A 22,342-nucleotide genomic window follows, 5' to 3' on the forward strand; every position below is an offset into this window, starting at 1 on the left:
TCCTCCACCCCTAAGGGATGGAAAAAGATCTTTATGGCTTATTGCTTATAGCTTATAGCCTTTTACTTATTTCATACCGCAACCTACACATACGAAGCCAGCGCCCCCTCAAAATAAACAATCTGCGCAATCCGTCTATGCAGCGAACGGTCCTCCAGATTGATCTGTATAACCTTAAAATTCGCCAATCCATGACCGGTCATCCTGCCAGCTCGCTGGTATACCGCTCGGCGATTTCCTTGAATTTATGCTTGTTCTTCATGAATACCTTCACGATGTCAGGATCGAAATGTATTCCGGCATCGCCTACTATAATGCCGACCGCCTCCTCATGCGGCATTGCATCTTTATATACCCGCTTGCTCGTAAGCGCATCGTAGACATCGGCTACCGCCATCAGCCGGGCTGACAGGGGAATCTGTTCACCGGCAATCTGCTCGGGATATCCGGTTCCGTTCCATTTCTCATGATGGGAATAGACAATTTCCTTGGCGAAGCGCAGAAAAGTCTCCGGCTTGTCCATAAGCCGTTCTGCCCGCAGAATGGCTTCCCTGCCGAGTGTCGTGTGCGTCTTCATCACTTCGAATTCCTCGCGGGTCAGCGCCCCCGGCTTCAGGAGGATGTGGTCAGGAATGCCCACCTTGCCGATATCATGCAGCGGCGCGGAAGTCACAATCAGGTTAATATGCTCCGGACTCAGCACCTCCGCATATTTTCCCGTCCGGCTTAGCTGGGTGGCCAGCTCTTCAATGTAGAGCTTCGTGCGTTGAATGTGATTGCCGGTCTCCGAGTCACGCATTTCGGCAAGCGCCGCCATCGCCATAACCGAGACTTCCTGGATGAGCGAGATTTCCTTAATCCGCCGGGAGATTTCCGCCTCAAGGAACTCATTCTTGTCCGCAAGGAAATCCTTGGACTGCTTCAGGGTGAGATGCGTTTTGACACGGGACAGCAGAATCGGCGAACTGATCGGTTTCGTAATATAATCTACGGCCCCCAGATCAAATCCCAGATTCTCATCCTCCACCTCTTCCTTGGCCGTCAAAAAGATTACCGGAACCTCTCTCAGCTCCCCGTCTTCCTTAAGCCGGCGGCAGGTCTCGTAGCCATCCATGACCGGCATCATAATATCCAGCAGGATCAGATCAGGAGGTGAGGCTTTGGCCACCTGCAATGCTTTTTCCCCGTTGGTGGCTACCTTAACTTTGTATTGCTCCTTCAGCAGCCCGCTGAGAAGTGAGATATTGTCCGGCGTGTCGTCAACTACCAGGATTACAGGTCTAGTGTCCAGCATTTATATCAACCTCTGTTCATAATTACTTTCTTGTATTACCGTTTCAATCATTTCTATCGCAGCCTCATATTCGAACCGGTTCAGACAGTCAGCCAGCTGAACCAGCTGCTCTGGCTGCATATATCCTGCAAGCTGGCTATGCACCGAAATGAAATAATCAACGGCTTCGCTGTCACTGTCCATCAGCATTCCGAGCAGCTTCCCGGCCATAGGAGCCAGCAGCTGTGCAACCGATTCCGGATCAAGCTCAGCCATCAGGGCGGCAGAAGGCTCGTCAGACCCCCATTGCCCGCGAATCGCTGTACAGCTCTCCAGCACAGCCGCCTCCAGCCTCAACACCAGCGCCTCAAGCTTCTCAGGCTGCTCATGATAATTCGGCAATCTGCCCAGCGAATCGGCAAGCTTCTGCACTTCTTTTACCCCCAGGTTCCCGGCAACTCCCTTCAGACTATGAGCCAGCATATACACGGCTTCCTCATCCCCCTGCTTAATGAAGCTGCGGAGCTTCCGGGCGGTATCGCGCTGGCTCTCTGAATATTTCAGCAATAGCTGTATATATAACGCCTCATTATTTCCGACACGTCTCAGGCCGTTCTCCGTATCAATACCTTCTATGCGGAATCCGGAAGTCCCTTGCGCCTCCTGCGGACAGCCGTGCTCACGTTCATCGTAATCCGGCTGCTCCTCCCTGGAAGCATCCGATGTCCACCTGCTAATCTTGGCAAAAAGGATATCCGGATCGACCGGCTTCGCCACATGGCCGTTCATGCCAGCCGCGAAGCTTCGTTCCCGCTCCTCCTGCATGGTCCTAGCGGTCATGGCAATGATCGGCAGCTCAGCTTCTGCGGCCCTGATCCTCCGCGCCGCTTCGAACCCGTCCATGACCGGCATCTGCAGATCCATCAGCACCAGCTGATATGGCTGATCCGCGGACATCTCCTCAATCTTCTGCACGGCTTCCGCTCCGTTGCCGGCAATGTCGATGATCATTCCCTGGCTCAGCAGCAGTTCTTCCGCAATCTGCTGATTAATCTCGTTATCCTCCACCAGCAGTACCCGCACACCGGACAGGCCGTAATCCTTGTCCTTCACACCAGTTGCTTCCTCTCTCATTGCCCTTGCCCCTGAGTCTTGCACAGCAGGAATTCCGAACCAGGCCGTGAAGGCGAAGGTACTCCCTTGCCCTTCCTCACTCTCGACCCACAGGCTGCCGCCCATGATCTCCACCAGCTTCCGGCTGATGGCCAGACCCAGTCCTGTGCCCCCGAACCTTCTTGTAGTAGAGCTGTCCGCCTGCGTGAACGCCTGGAACAGCTTACCTTCACTCTCCTTGCTCATGCCGATCCCTGTATCCCGCACACTGAATTTAAGCTTCGTCATGCTGTCGATCATGCTGATTCTTTCTACCAGAATAACCACTTCACCCTTCTCGGTGAATTTAACGGCGTTGCTCAGAAGGTTGGTAAGAATCTGCCCCAGCCGCAGCGGGTCGCCGCTGAGCTGGCGCGGAACATCCGGAGGGAGCTGAACGGACATCTGCAGCCCCTTGTCCAGTGCAGTCTGTCCTGAGATATCTACCACATTCCCGATCACATCCGGGAGCTCAAAATCAATATTCTCCAGCTCCAGCTTCCCCGACTCCACCTTGGAGAAATCGAGGATTTCATTAATAATACCGAGCAGTGAGGTTCCGGCATTATGAATCTTGGAGATATAGTCACTTTGCCTGGGGTCCAGCTCTGTCTTCAGCGCCAGGTAAGCCATCCCGATAATGGCATTCATCGGCGTCCGGATCTCATGGCTCATATTCGCCAGGAACTGCGATTTGGCAGCTGTCGCCTCTTCCGCCAGATTAAGTGCATATTTCAGCTCCTCCTCCTTGCGCTTCACTTCAGTAATATCCTCGGACACACTAAGGAGGTAGAGGGGCTTCCCCTCTGCATCCAGAATCGGCACCTTCGAAGCCAGCACATATTTCAGATTGCATAGCTCGGCATCATCGGTAACAATCTCAATTTCGCTGAAGAGCCTGCCCGTCTCCAGTACCTTCCGGTCACTGCCGTTCAGCTTGCCCGCCAGCTCTTCAGGGTACAAATCGTAATTATCCTTGCCTTCCATCTCCTCCGGAGTCATACCGAGGAAGGACGCTCCCGCCTGATTTGCCTTGAATATCTTCAAGGATTGCGCATCCTTGACGTTAATCATGACCGGGATATGGTTGATAATCGCATCCAGGAAATTGCGGCTGTTGAGCAGCTCCTTCTCTTTATGCTTCAGATCACTGATATCTGTCAGAATCCCGAGGTAACCGCCCACTGTACCGTCAGATAACCGGTAAGCAGACAGGGAATAGAGAATATCATGCTCTTCCCCGGTGGCGAAGTTGCGCTGGATCTGCCGGGTCGCCGGCAGTCCGCTGGCCGTCACTTCATCCTTCATCTCACTCAGAATTCCGAAGCCCTCCTGCGAGAGATGCGGCAGCCGGCTCATCGGAGTTCCCGTAAAGACCTTACGGGATACCTGGAACGCTTCTTCATAGGCCGTATTACAGCCGAGAAAGTTCCCTTCGGCATCCATATAGAATAACGGATGCGGTAAAGTATCCACCAGCTGGGAGGTGAAATACAGCTGGTCCGACAGCTCTTTTTTGATCCGCTTATATTCCGAGACGTTCTCCTTAATGCCCACATAATGTGTGGTCTGGCCCCGTTCATTCTTAATAGAAGAGATAATGACGGCTTCCGTGTACTCTTCCCCGCTCTTCTTACGGTTAATGAATTCCCCTTGCCATTTGCCTTCAAGTATCAGCGTCTCCCACATATTCCGGTACGTTTCAGCCTGGTTCTTGTCCGACCTCAGAATCGACGGTTTATTGCCGACGGCCTCCTCCTTGGAATAACCGGTAACTTCCGTGAAATAAGGGTTTATGTATTCGATGAGGCTATCCATATCGGTGATGACTATAGACAATGGGGATTGTTCAACCACATCCATGTACAGCCGCAGCTTCTCGCTGTACTCCCTTTCGGTGTCCAGCAATTTTCTCGTATAGGCGATCTGTTTGGCATACAGCCGGACGATGAAATAAGCCATGATAATGATGGTGAAATATAGAAACACATATACAGAGAATCCTTTAATTATAAAAATCAGTGCCGGATACGCCATGAACAGCACTCCGCTCTTCAAGGTCCGGCCTTCCGTCACGGGCTGGGGTTCGGCAATGCCTTGCTCCGCCTGTATCGGATACTGGCGCACCAGAATCCAGCTTGCGGCTATGCACACAATGGATAATTTATAGAGCCCGTCTATGAGGTAGCCGGACATAATCCCATTATTCAGCGCCTGGACCAGATCCACGGAGGATACCAGGGCAATGGAGGCAATCAGCAGCTTGAAGCCCGTTGTACGGTATTCCCGCTTCATGTACACCCAGATCAGCATCAGTGAGGCCAGGGTCAGCAGGGGGGCCAGCAGATAGAAGAAGAGGATCAGGGTACGGTAATTCATATCCGCCAAACGGAATGACCCGTCCTGAAAAAAAACAAACCAGATACTGCCCACAATGCATTCCAGCGTTGTGATCTGATCCCACAGCACCTGTAATTTATTGATGCCCTGTCTGAAGATTCCATACATCTGCAGGACTGCAACAAGAATAATCGTTCTTGTGACCGAATAGAGCGTAAGTGCGGTAAGGGTGAAAGTTGACGTGTCGTCAGCTGAGAAATGGAAGCTGTATAACCCTGTCAGCAGCAGCGCATCACAGATCATCCACAGGAAGAACCCGTAACTGATCAGCCGGAAGGGCCTTCTCAGCAGCGCGGGAGGCGGGCCGGATATCCGGTAATACAGACAGGCCAGCATAGGCGCTATGACTGTGACGATTCCAAACATCAGATTATTATCCAGCAGCACCGCTGCCAAATAGGCAACAATGTAGACGGCCAATCCTCCTAACCATGTGTTGGCTTTATGTGTATCCATCTGACGTTACCACCCTTGCCTCAATCAATTTATCATTCTGCAAAAGAAATCTGCGCTTATCTATTCTATACGCAGATGTCATCGTAGCTCTACTCTTTTTTTCGACATTGTTCAGCAAAAAATTTAGCCCTTCCTGTACTCCAAAGGGGAGACAAAAAGGGCTGAGACAAATAATACTATTCATTTACTTTTAATTGGATCTTTTCAGATAATAATCGCTATAGCCAAAGCTTCCGTTCAGCTCTAAGCGATGGTACCCCTCCTGACGCAGCACACGAATCCGCCGTTCTGCCTGCGGCACTGCTTTGGTCACAATCCCGCTGAATTCAAACCATTCACGGAAACGTTCTCCTGCTAGAGAGATAAGCTCGCACAAGTTCTCTTCTGTCTCATAGCGTGAGGCCAAATCCAGCCGCAATACGCCTGTACTCTGCTCATCCCCGCCCACTCCGCTTCTGCAGAAAAATTCAATGGTCCCTGCAGTTGTGCCCGCTAATTTATCCACAACACTGAAGCGTATATAGGCTCTTTTCTCATATTCCCCGAGCCATACCCCGATAATATTCTGCATATCCTTCAGGGTGTTCAACCGGAAATCTGAGCGGCAATTGTCACTGTTAAACAGCAGGCTGGCTTCAGGGTCACTGTAACAGCCCAATAAATCCTCTGCATCCTCCAGTTGTACCCGTCTGATCCGGAACCGCTTGGTTTCAAACACCGGACTGGTTACGTAAGGATCTGATATTTCTATTTTCATGCTAAGCTCTCCTTATGCTATGGAATAAATCCATTATAGAGGGCTATATAAGACAGCATTCTGTCTTCATTCAGCTATAGGTATCCAGAATCATTCTGGCCCTGGCCAGCAGCTTCTCCCGGAGTGACTCCGGTTCCAGAACAGTGACCTGATGGCTGTGCTGCAGGATAATGCCGAACCAGCCCTGCTCCTCCCCGGGTACCGTAAAGCCCATCACCAGCTTCTGCCCGCGTGTTTCCAGCAATCTGGCATTCGGCAAAGCCTCTTCCAGCAGCACTCTATACTCTACCGGACAGAGCAGCTTAATATGTATATAGACCCGGTTGTCACTATGCCCAGCCAGCAGAAGCTCCGCATCTCCATGATCCGAAGGGAACGGTTCGGGCAGAGGCAAGATATCACGCATCCGCGACAGACGGAACAGGCGGTAATCCTCCTGCTCACAGCAATAGGCAAATAAATACCAGGCATACCACTTGTACGTCAACAGCAGCGGTTCTACCCGTCTGCAGGAAGCCTTGAGACGGGCATTCGTATACAGGAACTGGACAGCATGTTTCTCACGGATGGCTTGTTCAAGTACAGCGATGGTTTCGCCGGTCCCCACACCTTCCTTAAGCACCCCGAGATTCAGCTGAAAAGCTTGCGGAACCGCCGCATTATCCGGCGACAGCGCAACCATTTTCTCCACCGTATCCTGAGCCTGCCTGCTGTCATAGCCGGACACGAAACCTCTCAGCGCTGCCAGAATGTACGCATAATCCTGCGGCTGAAGCAGCTGCCTGTTCATCTTGAAGCTGTCCATGATGTAGTAGCCCCCGTTCAGCCCCTGCAGCGAACCTACAGGAATCCCGGCCAGACTAATCGCTTCAATGTCCCGCTGAATGGTCCGCGCCGAGACCTCGAACTTCCCGGCCAGCACCCGCCCGCTGACGGTCTCCCGGTTGAGCAGATAGACTACGATGCCCAGCAAACGATTAATCTTCATGGTCAGCTCCACGCTCCATCCTGATCATAATCTTCATTTGTCCCTTGTAGCTTATCCTGAAGTCCCGGATTTTTCCATGATGCATCTAACTGCTCCCATTAACGGCAAAAGGGGTGTCCAGAAGCCGCTTCACGGCCTCTAAACACCCCTCATGAATCATTTAAAATGGTTTATTACTGCACTGCTTTGAGCAGTTTGGCTAACATATGCGCCGTTTCCTCACGTGTAGCAGCAGCCTTCGGCGCGAAGCTGACACTGCCGTCAGCGCTTGCCTGACCGGAGAGTATGCCGGCCTGCACTGCAGCAGCTGCGGCTTCCACCGCATAAGAGCTAATCAACTGCTGATCTGCAAAGGCCGTTGAGCCGCCGTTTGCCGGCAGACTCCATTTTAATGAATCTGACAAACGGATCATCATTACCGCAAGCTGCTCGCGTGTGACCTCTGCCTTGGGCTCAAATCTTCCGTCTCCCGTTCCTTGGACAATTCCGCTCTGATTCGCCCAATCCACAGCGGCCGCATAATAGTCCCCCGGCTTCACATCCGTAAAGCTGCCGGCAGCTGAGGACTCCAGCTCTGCCCCGGCCAGACGGGCCAGGAGCAGCGCGGCATCGCCGCGGCTCAGCTTGCCTTTCAGGCCAAAGTTCTCGGCGGAGACCCCGGTAACAATGCCGCGTGCCGCAAGATACGTAATGGAGTCCTTGGCATAACTGCTTGCCGTATCCGCGAATGCAATCTTATTGTAGCCAACCGCGTACACCGAGAAATGATTCGTGCGGAAGGAGAGCAGGCCGTTCCCCGGATCATAGCTGCTGCCTGGAAGGACAACGAGTTCGCCGCCTGCGCTTACCTGATAGGCAGTAACCGCATTGGCATCTTCACCGGACGCCAGTGTATAAGGGATGCTCACATCCACCTTACCTTCACCGAAGCTCGAAAGCATCTGCGTTCCGGCCTGAACCATTAGACTTAGCACCGGCCGGCTGCCAATGATGCTGGCTGAACCCGCCGCTTCCTGACCGGTCAAGGTACTGCCGAGCTCGGCTTTGGCAAGGGTCAGGCTGATATCTTCGTTGCCTGCCGCCGTGTGAATGGCGGAGAAGGCAACCCGGTCGAAGGTAACTGTACCGGGTCCTCCGGTCACACTCACTGCCTCCAGTGAACTGCCGGCAATCTGAGCCCATGCTGCGGCTGGAATCTTCAGGGACACCGCTTCGGCCGCATGACCCGAAAGGATATGCAATACAAGCTCTCTGGCACTTGAAGTCTTCAGGGTCTCAAGTGCTGCTGCCACTTCAGCAGCGGTTACCGACAGGCTGAGCTTACCCTCAGCATCTACTTGTCCCTTCAGCTCCATGACCGCTTTGCCGCCTTCTATAGTAACTGCAGCACTTGCGTTTGCAGCCCCTGCTACAGCTGGTGAAACCCCGCTTCCACCGGAAGAACCCGCCCCCGGTAAGCTGGTAACCGGACCAGCAGCCGCAACCGTCACCTGAGATTCAGCTACACCGTAGCCGTCCGCACTGTATACCGAGACAACAACCGTTCCCGCGGCATGCGGTGTTACTTTGCCTGTCTGATCAACAGAAGCTACAGCAGCATTGGAAGAGCTCCAGCTGAGCGTGCCCTCCGTGCCTCCGCTGGCCTGGGCCGTCGCCTTGAGCACTGCTGCCGTTCCTCCGGCTGTCAGAGACAGCGAAGACTGGTCCAGTGTAATTTTCGTCACGTTCAGCTGGTAGACGGCAACCGTTCCCCCGACCTCGTTGGCGACCAGCACGAGCGGCAGACCGGTCGGACTGGCCGTTGCCGGGATGAAATCAATCCCTTCCGGCCCGGTGTCGGTCTCCAGATTATTCTTAGGCGTGAATTCACGGGAATTGATATAATTCACAAACTGCGGCTGCCCGGGATTGGTTACATCGTAGGTCATCAGACCGCCGATACGCTCTAGTCCGGTGAAGGCCAGCGCCCTTTTCCCCACCATGCCTACCTTGACATATTCAGGTTCCGGCCCTTTTTTGGAGCTGCGGCTGTCAATTGTCGTGTTGCTGTTGCTTGCGTTGAAATAGCCGGGCAGACGTTCTGCAGTAATCTGCTCAAAATCGCTGCCGCTGTCATAAACCTGCGTCATGTCCGCCGCATCCCAGACCGAGAAAGAACGGCCTCCGTACAGATAGATGTCCTCATTGCCCATATCCGACATCACTTCTACCCCGTCATATTTCGTGGTGCCGTTCAGGAACTTGGCCGCAGCAGATTCCGGGTTCAGCAGACCTTTCAATTTGCTGATCTTAGTTGCATTCTCCTTGCTGTCCCATTCGGTGGCATCCCCTTCGTTGGCTGTGAACAAATAGGTTTTGCCGTTTACTGTGTATTGGCTGATGCCGTCCGGCATGTAGACTCCTTTAAACGGCACATTCTCCAGATGGATCGTACTGTCATTTATCAAATCAAGCTTATTCTCCGGCTTGCTTAAATCCTTGAATCCAAGACCCTTGACCCATAGCAGCTTCCCGGAGACAACATCAACCGCGGCAATCGCGTTATTCTCCTGAAGCGAGACATACGCTGTTGCCTGATCCCCGGACAGCTCGATGAACTCCGGCTCCAGATCGCGTATGGCATCCGCCTTGCTCCCTTTCCCGGTAATCAGCTTGGTCTTGGGATCAACAGCACCACGGATGTGCACAAGGTCATCAATAACCCCCGGATCGTCGAATTTCACAAGGTTCACTGCTTTTGTAGCCGTATTGATGATCGTTACACTGCCTTCAGGATCACCTGCAAGTGTACGGGGCTCAGCCTCGTCTGCCGTAAGAATATAACGGCCGTCTTCCGTATATTTGAGCATATCCGGCTGTACGCCGGTTTCATATTGTTCCAGCAGCCTGCCGTCATAATCCAGTACAAGCACTTTACCGTTCTTCAGCGCATCTTCTTCCTGTACAGCTACAGCAATCCGCTTGGTGGCCGTGTTGATATCGACACTCGTCAGGTCACCGTAGCTGAAGCCCCCGGTTTCTGACAGCTGCTCCACATTGATGCTGGTTTCCTTCTCCGGGTGAATGCCATCCTTCAGATTCACGATGTCCACCGATGCCGGATGGGTCGAGCCGTTGACAAGGTAGAATTTCCCGTTATCACGGTTGTACTTAATGATCTCGGCTACACCGCCATCCTCACTGGTCGTACCGACCGCATACCCGCCAATTTTGGTGATGCTGATGACATCCTCCGTAAGCGGAGCAGCTTCAGGTTGGACCGTCAGCGGGAGCATCGCATCAGCCTTAATGGAAGGAGAAGTGCTGTCGTACACTGAGAAAATGACCGTTGCCGTTCCGGATTTCAGCGGAGTGCCGCTAACTGCACCGGATACGGAGTCAATGCTCAGCCCGTCAGGCAGACCCGCTGCGGAGTAGAAATACGGCTGTGTTCCGCCATATACTGAGAGCGATACGGAATAGGGCGACCCTGCAGTCGCCTGAGGCAAGGAAGCGGTCGCTATGCCCAGGGCAGGAACCGTTATCCCCCACGCGCCATCGGCACTGTTATGCGGCTTCATCCGGTTCATTGCCGCCCCATCAAGATCAGCGAAGGAAATCTGGGCAAGATCCGCTTTGTTGTTGTCGGTGTCCACGTAATCCATGCGGCGCACTGACTTTTGCTTGGAGGTGCCGCCGGTTTTGCCGGTCGGGTAATCCGCCTCATAGCCATCGATCGTAGCACCGTTGTCATTTCCTGCTGTACCGATCATATCTACATAAGCCGGTGACTTGTCCAGGAACGGATTTGCGTTCTCCAGCAGGGCGGAGCTGCTGAGAAGGACCACCTTCATGCCTTGATTATTAAAAAGAAGTTCATCCCAGCTCTGATCACCCTTGCCGCTGAGGTCACTTTGATTGACGGGATTCACTTTACCGTCCGTAATGAGGTAGGAAGAATGTGCTTTAATGATACCGGTCAATGCAAGCTTGCTCCAGGCACCGTTCTTGCCGGGATCGGAATACTGCACCGACCAGCCGCTGAGATTCACATCCGCATCTGTAGGATTGTATAGCTCAATGAAGCCTTTGGAGAAGTAGCCCTCTGTTGTCCCGGCATCCCCACCGCCGTAAATCTGGTTGACGACAATGTGCGGAACGGCTACATCATAGCTGCCGGAAGCATTATACGGAGTGCCTGACTGTATCGAAGGGGCGGCGGCTACCGGGCCTGCTGCCCATGCGGATCCGGCCGCAAGCTCTGCGGCGAGGAGAAGAGAAAGGATGGCTTTACTGGATGAATTCAAGTGATTGTCACTCCTGTACTCTATAGTTTATTTTTTAACTACTTTTTTAACTACTATAGGAGACGAGTATTTGCTCACTTGAAGATTTACATAAACTGAATGTAAAGCCGCTGCCGTATACGTGAAATAGCCCCACACCGTGGGGCTGTGGGGGGCTATCTTCGAAGATTTTGTAAAATAAAATCCTGCACGAAATACAACATTCTCCTCACTATACCAGTCCAAAAACCAATATTGTTGTAGAAAATGCAACATTTCTCTCCCACTTGGCGGTTTAGCAGAACTATTGTTGTATTTCATACAACAATCCTCCCGAACACCTAGATATTCAGGAATCAAAGCTGCACAATGTACAACATTTATGCCCTTAGTGCTAACTTAAGAGTCTCCATTCTGCCGGAAACGAATCTAGCATGAGGAATGGACGAATTCTGCCAGCCTCACAGCGATCTGCTGCTAACATCATCCCTTTGGTTCATACTCATCCACTCGCTCCCAAGCAAACCATAGGCATAGGTATCATGCCATCCCGGGTTGCCCTGTTCATCAGGCTTGAAATAACCTGTCTGCAGAAAATGCCCCTCCCGGCGCAGCTTCAGCCGCTCGAGCAGCCGCCATGACGGATGATTATCCGGATCACAATGTGCGGTTACACGTCTGATTCCAAGCATGCCGAAGCCATACGCCAGCAGCTCACGGCAAGCCTCTGCCGCATAGCCTTTTCCTTGATAGTTACTGTTGAACACATAACCCAGCTCCCAGGTCTGAAACTGCGGCGGGTTCTGCTGCTGGAAATACAAGTTCCCGATCAGTCTGCCGCTGTCCTTCAGACATACGGCCCAGAAGGCGTGATCGGTTGCCCGCCGCTCTGCCTCGGCCTTACTTGCAGCCTGGTCATATACACCGTAAGGCTCGAATCTCACAACCTCTTCCTGCGAGAGATAGGCATGCAGATCGTCCCCGTCTTCTGCTCTGAAGCTCCGTAAGATTAACCGCTGCGTTTCTAATACATCCATCTTTGTTTCCCCCTGCATGCAGTGTATACTTTCCCTAATTTCAACTTTCGGGTATCTGATCCATATCCATATAGAGCACATTCCAGCGGTGTCCGTCGGGATCAGCGAAGCCTGCGCCGTACATCCAGCCTCCGCCCGCCGCCTTCGGCCTGCCAAAAACATGTCCGCCCGCCTCCTCCGCCTTACGGACAAGTTCGTCTACTTCCTCCCGGCTGGCAGCATCGATCGAGAAGAGAACTTCTGTCCCTTGCGAGGTGTCAGCAATCTCCTGCCCGGTGTATCTGCGGAACGTTGCTTCCGGAACCAGCATTACCAGTACTTTCTGATCCCCGATGACTAGTCCCGCCATCTCATCACTGCCTTCATGCCGCGGATGAAACGCAAATCCCAGCTTGCCGAAGAATTCCCGCGAACGGTTAAGATCCTTTACAGGGAGATTAAGCCAAAGCTCTTTGGTCATATGATTCGCTCCTTTTCGGATGAAAGCGCTATTCTGCCACTCTAAACAACATAGTAGCATATCCACAGGAGACTAGGCATACTCAACATCACTTCGTCCATATTTTTACAAACACCCGAAACCTTCCAAGGTTATATTCGTCTATATATTCGTCTATATGGAACAGAAGATTAATGCCAGAGCCATGGCAACCACGCTTTCATAGAAAGGATGGGAACGATGAAGATTACCCGGCAAATATTACTCCTCCCCGCACTTGCGCTTGCAATGGCAACGGGCACACCGGCAGTCCCGGCTTCCGCCAAGTCTGTGTCTGAGGTAAAGATCTACTTTACCTATAGCAGTCAGAGCGGTATATCGGGGAGTTCAGCGGGGAACGCACAGATCAAGAATGGAATCTCCTACATGCCCGCCAATCTGGTGAAAGCTACCGGAATTGAGATCCTGTGGAACAATGTGTCTAAAACTGCAACATTCAGCGGCTGGAATAAAAGCTTCAGTGTGCAGCTGGGCAGCTCCACCGGTGTGCTCGACGGGCAGAAGGTTCCGCTAGGCGGCACTCCGTATATGTCAAATCAAGAGCTGTATGTACCTGTTAAATTTATTGCAGCGGCACTTGAAGGGGGACCTGTCCGGTGGGACCCTGCAAAGAAGACTCTGCTGATCAATCATCTGCATATGTACCGCAGCTATTCGGAAACCTTCGAGGGCGGAGTGTATTCCCTATCCCTTGACAGCGGTGAGTTGTACCTCACCACCAAGCAGAACACGAAGCACAAGCTTGCTACGCTGGGCAGAGGTCTGGATGTTATTGACTTCACCTTCGAGCATACACCGGCAGGCCTGACTTTGCTGCGTGTAAGCAATGTTTATGGCGAACCGCATCTGCATGCCGGGTACTACACCTATCTTTTGAAAAATGGGAGTGTCATCCGTCAGGGGCATATAGATACCTACACCTCCTTCGGCACAGCCGCCGAATGGTCTGAGGGGAAGCTGGTATTGAATGACGGGCAGACTTTGCGGCTGATTGAGGATGGAACGGGAGCGGTCAGTGAAACGATTGATTTACCGCACCTGATGGGTGCAACCGTCACAAAAGATGTCTACTATAATGCCGAAGCTGTCTACAAGGATGTCCTGCTGGTCCGCCCTCTGGATACAGCCCTCCTGACACTCGTCAATCGTACTACCGGCGAGCAAATCCCGCTGTACAAGGAGCTGCTTAGTGCTGAACGCCAGCTTGATGTGGAGCAAATAGATTATATGTTCCCCGGGGACCATATTAAGTTCACCAAGCGTGAGGGCAATATGTTCACCTTCACGGTTAACTATCTGGACGGCAGCAAAGAAACTGTGCACACCTATACACTGCCTGACAGCGGAGAGTGAATAGAACAAATTCAAGACAAGCTAACAAGTGGATAAACGTCAACTAATTCCGGGGAAATCTTCCTCATTGGAGTTGCAGTTGGATAAACAACACTTAATTTAACCCATCTTACGGGATATCGGAGATATGGGCAGAATTAAGTGACGTTTTTCCATCTAAAAGCTTACTGAAAGGAGCAAACCAGACGAATGAAGAAGTTCATTATTGCCGCAAGCGTAATTTTCCTCACAGCCTGCTCTTCTGCCGGCCAAGAAGTACAAACCCCGCAGCCGGGTCCCTCTAGTCAACATGTAGAGGTCCGCACTGCGGGGTCCATTGCCTTTCCATGTGTCAAATGGAATGACCGGATTTATCAAATTACGACAACAATGGTTACTGATGTAGGGGAACAAATCGGCGAAATCACATTGCAGTCCCTGGAGCCTATCGCAGATACTCCCAACAACTTCTCCACTACCTTCTCTGAAGGCAGCAAGCTATACGCCATCAATGATATCCCTACAGCAGAAGCAATCGCCGTCTTAAACAGTGAAGGTGAATACATTAAAGTCGAGGTGCCCGTCAGGGAGTAAGCTCCATTCTATCCCCGCATACCGCCCAGGCTGGCTCCGGGAGCAAATACCCGCTGTATATTCTTCTGCACCTCAGGGTCGGGGATTAACGGCGGCGCCTGATGCGGCTTCACCCGGGCATCGATAATGATATTATCGCAGGCCCAATGTTTATGCTCTACCCTGCTGTTCACCCCGTGGATATCATGGGAGGGATTGCTCCGTGTAAAGGTCGCCCACAGGAAATTGTTCAGATGCTCTGACATGAACCCGCTGTCGTCGCACAGAATGATCATCGGGCAGGAATCGGGCGGCCCCTGCTCTGCAATGGCAGCACACAAGCTGGCGATTTCCTGCGCGGCTGACTGATAATCCGCGAACGGCTTGCCCTGCAGCGCCACAATACCCGGCATAATCATTGCCGCCGGTCCCCAGCTCTGCTGTGCCTGCAGAATCTCAGGCACCTCCGTGCATAGGCTCCGCTTCTGCTCGCCTACCGCAGCGAATACCACCTTACTGCCGCTGTTGATTCCGGTGCCGGAGTAATCCAGTGTATCTATGGTGGTATTCGTCTGGAAGTGAATATCGCGGTGCAGATTAATCCGCTCCATGATATACGTCAGGAAACCTTCAATATCATGCGTGCTGACCGGCTGGTCCTCTTCTGCAGTGATGAACAGATATTTCGCCAGACTGAGCTGTCCGGTTCCGAGAATCCGGTTGGCGATGGTCAGCAGCTCCGCCGGCTGCTTAAGCTGCTGATAAGGTGTATAGCGTTCACTGCCGATGGCGAATAGCAGCGGATGCACGCCAGAAGCATCTACGGCATGAACTTCCTTAACGCCGGGAATCTCAGACTGAATTGCCCCGCCCGTCAGCTCATGAATCAATTCTCCGAAGGCGGTGTCTTCCTGCGGCGGACGGCCGACGACCGTGAACGGGAAGATGGCTCCTCGCTTGGCATAGACCTTATGCACTCTCATCACCGGAAACGGATGGGTCAGGCTGTAGTAGCCCAGATGATCCCCGAACGGACCTTCCGGCTTCGTCTCACCGGGATGGATCTCTCCGGTAATTACGAAATCGGCATCACTGCTGATGCAGAATCCGTCCACATAGGTGTAGCGGAAATGGCGTCCGGCCAGCAGCCCGGCAAAGGTCATCTCGCTGAGGCCCTCCGGCAGCGGCATCACCGCCGACAGCGTATGCGCCGGAGGCCCGCCGATGAAGCAGCTCACCTTGAGCGGCTCGCCGCGTTTATTGGCCTGGGACTGATGTATGCCGATGCCGCGGTGAATCTGGTAATGCACACCGACCTCTTTGTTCATCTCGTACTCATTGCCGCTAAGCTGAATCCGGTACATCCCGAGATTGGAGTTCATGATCCCCGGCTTGTCCGGATCTTCCGAATACACCTGCGGAAGCGTAACAAATGCCCCTCCGTCTCCCTGCCAGTGCTTGATCTGGGGAAGATCGGAGATTTGAATCTCCTCGAAACCGGCAGGAGCACTGCCCTGTTTCTTCAGCGGAAGTGCTTTTCTGGCTGCAAGGGCGGTTCCAATATATCTGAAAGGCTGCTTGAGCGCCTTCATGGGATTGCTGCGCAAAGCGATAACATCCTGGGAGGATTGCCAGGTATCCCGGAAGATGAATTTGCTGCGCTCGATCGTTCCGAACAGATTCGATACCGCGCGGTACTTCGAGCCCCGGACATTCTCGAACAGCAGCGCGGGACCGCCTGCTTCATAGACCTTCATATGGATCGCCGCCATCTCCAGATGCGGGTCAACTTCCTCATGTATGCGAATTAAATGCCCGTGCTTCTCCAAGTCAATAATGCATTCTTCCATATTACGATATGACATGCTTCTACCCCGATCCTGTAAAGAATATGAACCTCTATATTATCCGTGAGAGCGCAGCCCAGGTCAATTGCCGCCGGAATGAACCTGGATTAATCCACCTGCTGTCTTGCCTTCTTCTATCCAGAGCCTTTATTATACTTGATAACCGGACTGCTCCGGTAAACATACGGCAAAGGAGGCTTGCAGAATGATTATCAAAAAAGTAACCTGGCTGGAGCTCTTCTATGATTTGCTGTTTGTCGCTGCGGTCTCCAAGGCCAGCCATGTGCTCCTGCATGTAGAAGACGAGGTTCTCTCTCTTGAGACACTGGGCAAATTCGTACTGATCTTCATTCCGATTTGGTGGGCCTGGGTAGGCCAGACGCTTTTCGTCAACCGTTATGGACAGGATACGGTGGCGCACCGGATTTTTCTGATCATCCAATTATTCTTCGTGCTGATCATGACAGCCAGCCTGTCTGTGGATTTCGATGCCAACTATCTGCCGTTTCTGATTGGCTATCTGGGACTCCGGATCATGACCGCCGTCCAGTATCACTACGCACATTCCAAAGAAAGCGGCCATCTGCGGAACACGGCCCGTTATTTAGGAACACGCTTTTGGATCGGACTGGTGATTTCGGCATGTTCGCTGTTCTTCGATTCCTGGCTCCGGTATGCCGTGCTGTACGCCGGGATTGCGCTGGACATTATCCTCCCGCTGACCGGCCGGCGGATTCTTGTGAAGACTCCCGCCAATACGCATCATCTGCTGGAGCGGTTCTCACTGTTCGCTTTAATTCTCCTGGGTGAATCTGTCGTCAGCATTCTTGCCGTACTGCAGTCCAGTACCTGGACCGGACAATCTGTCGGCTTCGCCGCCCTCACCTTCGTATTGATTATCGCGATGTGGTGGCAGTATTATGACAACCTGGAGAAGAAGGTCGATATGCATATTCAAACAGCCGGACAGACCATTATCTACGGACATCTGTTTATCTATCTGTCGTTATGTATGCTTGCCGCATCGATCCAGCTGCTCTTCCTGAATAAGCTTCATTATGACCTGATGCTGAATCTGCTCTTCGGCTCAGTCCTGCTCTACTTCGCTTCGACTACACTGGTCTTCCATGTCTACAGACATAAGCAGCACCGGCTGGGGGCTAAGCATCTGGTACTGCTCACCGCTATCCTGATCTGCTTCTACGTGCTGGATCTCGTAATCCATGTTCCGAATGTGCTGATCATGGGCGAGCTGGCGCTGTTCTTCGCGGTGTATGCCAGGATCACAACCTAGACCCGGCTGCCAGGCAGCAGCATGTGAGCACCAGGCCAATTCTCTGGACACGCTCCACAGCACAAAGGCTGTACCAAAGGTCTTCCTGACCCCCGGTACAGCCTCTTCTTGTATTACTTGCCGGTAAACTCAATCTCGTCGTAATCATAATACGCCTGCAGGGTCTGCTGGCGGTCATCCATGAACAACTGGTCGGCTACACCACAGACAAGCTTCGGTATCGCATTCTTCAGGCCGGAGATCGCCGAAGCCGACAAGCCGCAGCTGACCAGGGCCGAATAATTGAAGATGAATATTCCATGCAGCAGCTTGCGGCCTGCCTCATCCCGGCTCTGCAGCGCAAACCCCGGGCTGAGGTACGGATGCGCGTCCAGCAGCGCATTCGCCGCTCCGGCCGGCGCCTCATAACGGTCGCACCAGCGGGCAATATGAGCTTCGACCTGCTGCAGCTCCGGCCGCAGGGCGGGATCACTGAGCAGCCCGGTGCTGACAATCAGGAAGTCGTAGCTGAATTCACCCTTAGGCGTAGTCACTGCCGCTTCTTCTCCGGAAGCCGCCACACTAAGCCAGGGAGAACCGAGATGCAGCCGGAAGCCGGGCCAGGCCGCCGCCCGTGCAAAGGTGTCGTTCGTTGGCGGCTGATTATAATTGAAGAAATGCGAGATCACCGCATATTTATCTGCATCCCCTAAGGCATGGAACCGTTCAATCATGCCCGAAACCTCCATCTGGCGGATCGGATTGACATTCGGCAGCTGTTCGCGGCGGACAAACACATGCGCTTCCGCCGCTCCTTCAGTAAGGACGAAGTTAGCATTGTCGAAGGCCGAGGCCCCGCCGCCGAGAATCGCTACCCGCTTGCCGCGGAGAGCGGCGAAATCAATCTTCTGCGAGGTATGTGCATACAGATGCTCCGGCAGATGCTCCGCAATCATCGGCGGGACATGCCACTCGCCACCGCCCTGGATACCTGTGGCCAGTACGATCTTACGCGCCAGCAGCAGACCGGACGGGGCACCCGCTCCGGCAATCCGCAGCCGGTAGATCCCGTCCTCACCAGGCTCGATCAGCTTAAGCTGCACCTCATTGATCACCGGCAGCTGCAGAATCTGCCGGTACCAGCGCAGATAATTCATCCAGTCGCCGCGGGGGATTTTGCCTAATTCATCCCAGGCCGCTGTTCCCTTCTGCGCTTCCCACCAGGAGCGGAAGGTGAGCGATGGAATGCCCAGATCAATGGAGGTCAAATGCTTGGGCGTGCGCAGAGTCACCATCCGTGCGTACGTTTCCCAAGGACCTTCCAGCCCGTCACGGTTCTCATCAATAATCAGAATGTTGGATATCCGTTCACGCAGCAGGCCGAAGGCTGCGCCCAATCCGCTCTGCCCCCCGCCTACAATCACTACATCATAGACATGGCCTTCAGGATGCTCCAGAGGGCGTACCCAGTCCGTGCCGCCATAGGCAAGGTAGGAAAGATCGGTCTTCACACGTTCATTCAAGGCTTCCAGGCTCATCATCCTCAGACCTTTCGCTGGCATCTTTAGGCTGCGTAATTACGGGCAGTTCCGCACTGTATCATACCTATACCTATGGCCACATTATATCTTTAATGCTCCGGCTTTGAAATGTTCATGGCAGGTTTATTGTCATTATAGCTAAAATTTGCGGATTGGTTTGTATAATCGAACAATATTTTATAAATATCACGCATTGAATCTTGACAAAAGCTACAGAAGACCGTACAAGCCGCTCATTCGCGGCATGAAATCTGTCATACCTAAAGAAGCTGTTACCGCAGCTCTTATGGCCGTGATAACAGCTTCTATAATTATCATATCGCTACTCCACATCCCTAAGCGTTGTCGTGCCGTTGATATCTACCGTAACCTTAAGGTCGAGCTCTGTACTCCCGATGATATTCCGGCCGGCGGGCTTAGGATATTTCCGGTCAAACTTCTCCTGGATATCAAAAATATCGGTCCCTTTGTCCTTCCATCTCTGAAACAGCGCCAGACAATCGGCTCTGATCTTCGCTGCCATGGACGCCTCCAGCTTCGCAATATTCTCCTCATTCAGCTTCAGCTTCCCCTGGATTAAGGATACATCGGTGTTCAGCTTAAGGATGATCTCCATCTTTAGTATGCCGTCTTTATAATCGAGCCTGGACTTGTAGCGGTTATTCTGCAGCAGCAGGCTCACCGTCTTCGTCCGGTCCTCGGGATTCTGTGTATTGATATTGCCCGATACCTCGTTATCGAGCAGGAAGTTGAAGTAGATGGACTTCTCGCTGCTCAGTCTGCCTACCATTCTATATTCTTTAATCAGCGCCAGTCCGTCCAGGAAATATTGACCCTTGGTATCCTTATCCTTGGACACATTCATGATCGACATGGAATTCACATGATCGCCGATAATCTTCTGATTCATGAACTCCTTGATGTTCAGCTTGACGCCATAGGAGGTTACGGATGCTTTGTTGCCCAGCATGTCATAGAGATACAGGCCGGTCATAACCTCTTCCTCGTGGTTGGGCTTGATGAAATCCTCTGTCTCTCCTACATACACGCCCAGAAGTGTACGTGTGCTGGATTCCTGCCACCGGTCAAAAATATCAAATGCCTGGTCCAGCCCGCCCGCCGCAAAACGTTCCGTGAAGAGGATTACTTTGTTGTGGGCAAGGGTAACCGGGGCACTGGTGTGGGTCTCCAGCCGGTTGATTGCATCACCCGGATTCTGGGTCGCTATTTTATATACAATCCGCTCCTCCTGGTTCGCCTCTTTGGAGGAGTTGCGGATGGAGTTCAGCGTCTCAAAATAAAAAACGAGATTCTCCTCCTCATCCTGATCAATCAGAATCGAGGTCACGAATGCGATGTGGTCAAGATCCCTGTAGCCCAAGCAGGAAGCCAGCAGGACGGGCAGCACCGCCAGCATCAGTGTGACGAGTACTATTCTGCGGAGTGCCTTGATCATTTTCTGCCCCGGTACAGGAAGGGTTTCGATACTTTGCTCAGCGGTCCCCGGACCAGCACATCCAGATTGGCGGCGCGGAACGATTTCTCGGTGCCCAGCGGGAACAGATACGGATAATCACAGGATCTCAGTGATCCCAGATGGGCCACCAGCAGGATGAATCCGAGATAGAAGCCGTGCAGCCCGAAACAGGCAGACATGATGATAGAGAACACTGCCCATACAGAAATGGCCGAGGTCAGGCGCGGATTAATGAACGAGGTAATGGCATAAATCCCTGTCACGACCACCGTAGCCTGGGAAGCCAGTCCGGCGCCGACAGCGGCATCGCCCAGAATCAGGGCACCTACAATGCTGAGCGCTTGTCCGATCTGATGCGGCAGCCGCCGTCCCGCTTCCCGGGAGAGCTCGAAGAACAGGAACATCAGGACCACTTCCACCACTGTCGGAAAAGGCACTCCCGAACGGGACACGGCAAGCTTGAACACAAACGCCGAAGGAATCAGCGAGAAGTGATGCGTTGTCAGCGCCACATAGAATCCCGGCAGAAGCAGCGATACCAGCACCGAGCCGAATCTCACACAGCGCAGCAGCGTAACAAACAGCCTGTTGGTGGCATAATCATCCGGGGACTGCAGGTTCTCAAAAAAGAAACATGGCGCGGTCAGCGCAAACGGCGTTCCATTCACAATTACGGAGATTCTGCCCTCAAACAGCTTGGCGACTATCGCATCGGGCTTCTCTGTGTATCCAATGGTATCGAACAGCGTTTTGCCCGGACTTAAGGCTTCCGCAACATACTGTGCGCCCAGCACGAATTCATTGTCCATAGCCTCCAGCTTCTGGCGGACAGTCGCGACAAGATCCTCCGGAGCCGTCCCCTCTATATAGAGCAGAACCGCCTGCGTCTTCGACTGCTTACCCAGATTATGGCTTTCGATCTTCAGCGTCTGCGTAGCCATCCGTTTGCGGATCAGGCTGACATTGTTGACCAGCAGCTCATTGAAGCTCTCGTTCGAGCCGACGAGCGACGCTTCGAACTGCGATTTCTCGACCGGACGGGATTCCAGCTTGCGGGCGTCAAAATAAACAGCATACTGGAGCTGCTCAAAAATCAGCACCGGATCACCTGCCAGCAGATGCTCAAGCGCCTCGTCCGCATCCCGGACCTCCCCGAATTTAGCGGCATAGATGGCCTTACCCACCTCTTCCCTGCTGGTAACCCCCCCTGACGCCTGCGACAGCGGCTCGATAATATATTGGCTGATATAGGTAGAATCACAAATGGTCTCTATATAAAAGAGAGTAATGACAGCATCGTTCATCACGATATCCCGCTTAATGAAATCAAAGCAGCCGCTTAGTATAGAGGAAAGCTCACTCGCCTGTACGGTCATCCGGTTTCCCGCCCTTCTTAAGTGGTAGGGATAGTATGCCGGATTCCCGGAATAATATTCCTTACAGCGGACCATACTAGAGGTTAAGTCTAGATT

At 52.8% G+C, this 22,342-nt stretch carries 15 protein-coding genes; 3 read left to right on the top strand and 12 right to left on the bottom strand.

Features of this window, described 5'->3' with window-relative positions:
- Nucleotides 1–199 precede the first annotated feature (199 nt).
- The 8 genes from GC101_RS19375 to GC101_RS19410 all read right to left on the bottom strand — a co-directional run bounded on the left by GC101_RS19375 (nucleotide 200) and on the right by GC101_RS19410 (nucleotide 12,788).
- Nucleotides 200–1,294 carry a response regulator gene (locus GC101_RS19375; RefSeq protein ID WP_171718558.1) on the bottom strand — a complete coding sequence of 365 codons (1,095 nt, stop codon included), beginning with the start codon at nucleotides 1,292–1,294 and terminating at the stop codon, nucleotides 200–202.
- Entirely contained in the window at nucleotides 1,295–5,281 is a 3,987-nt protein-coding gene (locus GC101_RS19380; protein WP_171718559.1) for a PAS domain S-box protein, read from the bottom strand.
- Nucleotides 5,282–5,471: 190 nt separating this feature from the next.
- Nucleotides 5,472–6,038 carry a GNAT family N-acetyltransferase gene (locus tag GC101_RS19385; protein WP_171718560.1) on the bottom strand — a complete coding sequence of 189 codons (567 nt, stop codon included), beginning with the start codon at nucleotides 6,036–6,038 and terminating at the stop codon, nucleotides 5,472–5,474.
- Between the two features lie 70 nt (nucleotides 6,039–6,108).
- Complete coding sequence (locus tag GC101_RS19390; protein WP_171718561.1) at nucleotides 6,109–7,026, bottom strand: helix-turn-helix transcriptional regulator; 918 nt, start codon at nucleotides 7,024–7,026, stop codon at nucleotides 6,109–6,111.
- 173 nt (nucleotides 7,027–7,199) lie between these two features.
- A complete protein-coding gene (locus GC101_RS19395; RefSeq protein WP_171718562.1) occupies nucleotides 7,200–11,312 on the bottom strand; it encodes a choice-of-anchor I family protein in 4,113 nt (1,370 codons plus the stop codon).
- Nucleotides 11,313–11,339: 27 nt separating this feature from the next.
- Nucleotides 11,340–11,612 (bottom strand): hypothetical protein, encoded by a 273-nt coding sequence (locus tag GC101_RS19400; protein ID WP_171718563.1) that lies wholly within the window; start codon nucleotides 11,610–11,612, stop codon nucleotides 11,340–11,342.
- Between the two features lie 140 nt (nucleotides 11,613–11,752).
- A complete protein-coding gene (locus GC101_RS19405; RefSeq protein WP_171718564.1) occupies nucleotides 11,753–12,328 on the bottom strand; it encodes a GNAT family N-acetyltransferase in 576 nt (191 codons plus the stop codon).
- A 40-nt stretch (nucleotides 12,329–12,368) separates the two neighbouring features.
- A complete protein-coding gene (locus tag GC101_RS19410; protein ID WP_042135519.1) occupies nucleotides 12,369–12,788 on the bottom strand; it encodes a VOC family protein in 420 nt (139 codons plus the stop codon).
- A 219-nt stretch (nucleotides 12,789–13,007) separates the two neighbouring features.
- Between GC101_RS19410 and GC101_RS19415 the strand changes: the two genes are divergently transcribed.
- Together GC101_RS19415 and GC101_RS19420 are read left to right on the top strand one after the other, a co-directional pair.
- Nucleotides 13,008–14,180: a copper amine oxidase N-terminal domain-containing protein gene (locus GC101_RS19415; RefSeq protein ID WP_246354402.1), complete on the top strand. Its 1,173-nt coding sequence runs from the start codon at nucleotides 13,008–13,010 to the stop codon at nucleotides 14,178–14,180.
- Between the two features lie 189 nt (nucleotides 14,181–14,369).
- Complete coding sequence (locus GC101_RS19420; RefSeq protein ID WP_171718565.1) at nucleotides 14,370–14,753, top strand: hypothetical protein; 384 nt, start codon at nucleotides 14,370–14,372, stop codon at nucleotides 14,751–14,753.
- A gap of 8 nt (nucleotides 14,754–14,761) precedes the next feature.
- On the opposite strand, the gene GC101_RS19425 is transcribed toward GC101_RS19420, so the two are convergent.
- Nucleotides 14,762–16,597 carry a UbiD family decarboxylase gene (locus GC101_RS19425; protein ID WP_171718566.1) on the bottom strand — a complete coding sequence of 612 codons (1,836 nt, stop codon included), beginning with the start codon at nucleotides 16,595–16,597 and terminating at the stop codon, nucleotides 14,762–14,764.
- A 187-nt stretch (nucleotides 16,598–16,784) separates the two neighbouring features.
- On the opposite strand from GC101_RS19425, the gene GC101_RS19430 reads away from it, so the two are divergent.
- Nucleotides 16,785–17,873 carry a low temperature requirement protein A gene (locus GC101_RS19430; protein ID WP_171718567.1) on the top strand — a complete coding sequence of 363 codons (1,089 nt, stop codon included), beginning with the start codon at nucleotides 16,785–16,787 and terminating at the stop codon, nucleotides 17,871–17,873.
- A gap of 113 nt (nucleotides 17,874–17,986) precedes the next feature.
- Here GC101_RS19430 and GC101_RS19435 read toward each other — a convergent pair whose 3' ends face one another.
- The 3 genes from GC101_RS19435 to GC101_RS19445 form a co-directional block, all read right to left on the bottom strand.
- Nucleotides 17,987–19,390, bottom strand: coding sequence for an NAD(P)-binding domain-containing protein (locus GC101_RS19435; RefSeq protein ID WP_171718681.1), 1,404 nt, complete (start codon nucleotides 19,388–19,390; stop codon nucleotides 17,987–17,989).
- A 325-nt stretch (nucleotides 19,391–19,715) separates the two neighbouring features.
- On the bottom strand, nucleotides 19,716–20,849 hold the full coding sequence (locus GC101_RS19440) for a Ger(x)C family spore germination protein (RefSeq protein WP_171718568.1): 1,134 nt from the start codon (nucleotides 20,847–20,849) through the stop codon (nucleotides 19,716–19,718).
- The gene (locus GC101_RS19445) at nucleotides 20,846–22,246 is read right to left on the bottom strand and encodes a spore germination protein (protein ID WP_171718569.1); all 1,401 of its coding nucleotides are present in this window, start codon (nucleotides 22,244–22,246) and stop codon (nucleotides 20,846–20,848) included. Before GC101_RS19445 ends, GC101_RS19440 begins: the two co-directional genes overlap by 4 nt.
- Nucleotides 22,247–22,342 lie beyond the last annotated feature (96 nt).

Source organism: Paenibacillus phytohabitans (genome assembly GCF_013141775.1).
Taxonomy (GTDB): Bacteria; Bacillota; Bacilli; order Paenibacillales; family Paenibacillaceae; genus Paenibacillus_AQ; species Paenibacillus_AQ phytohabitans.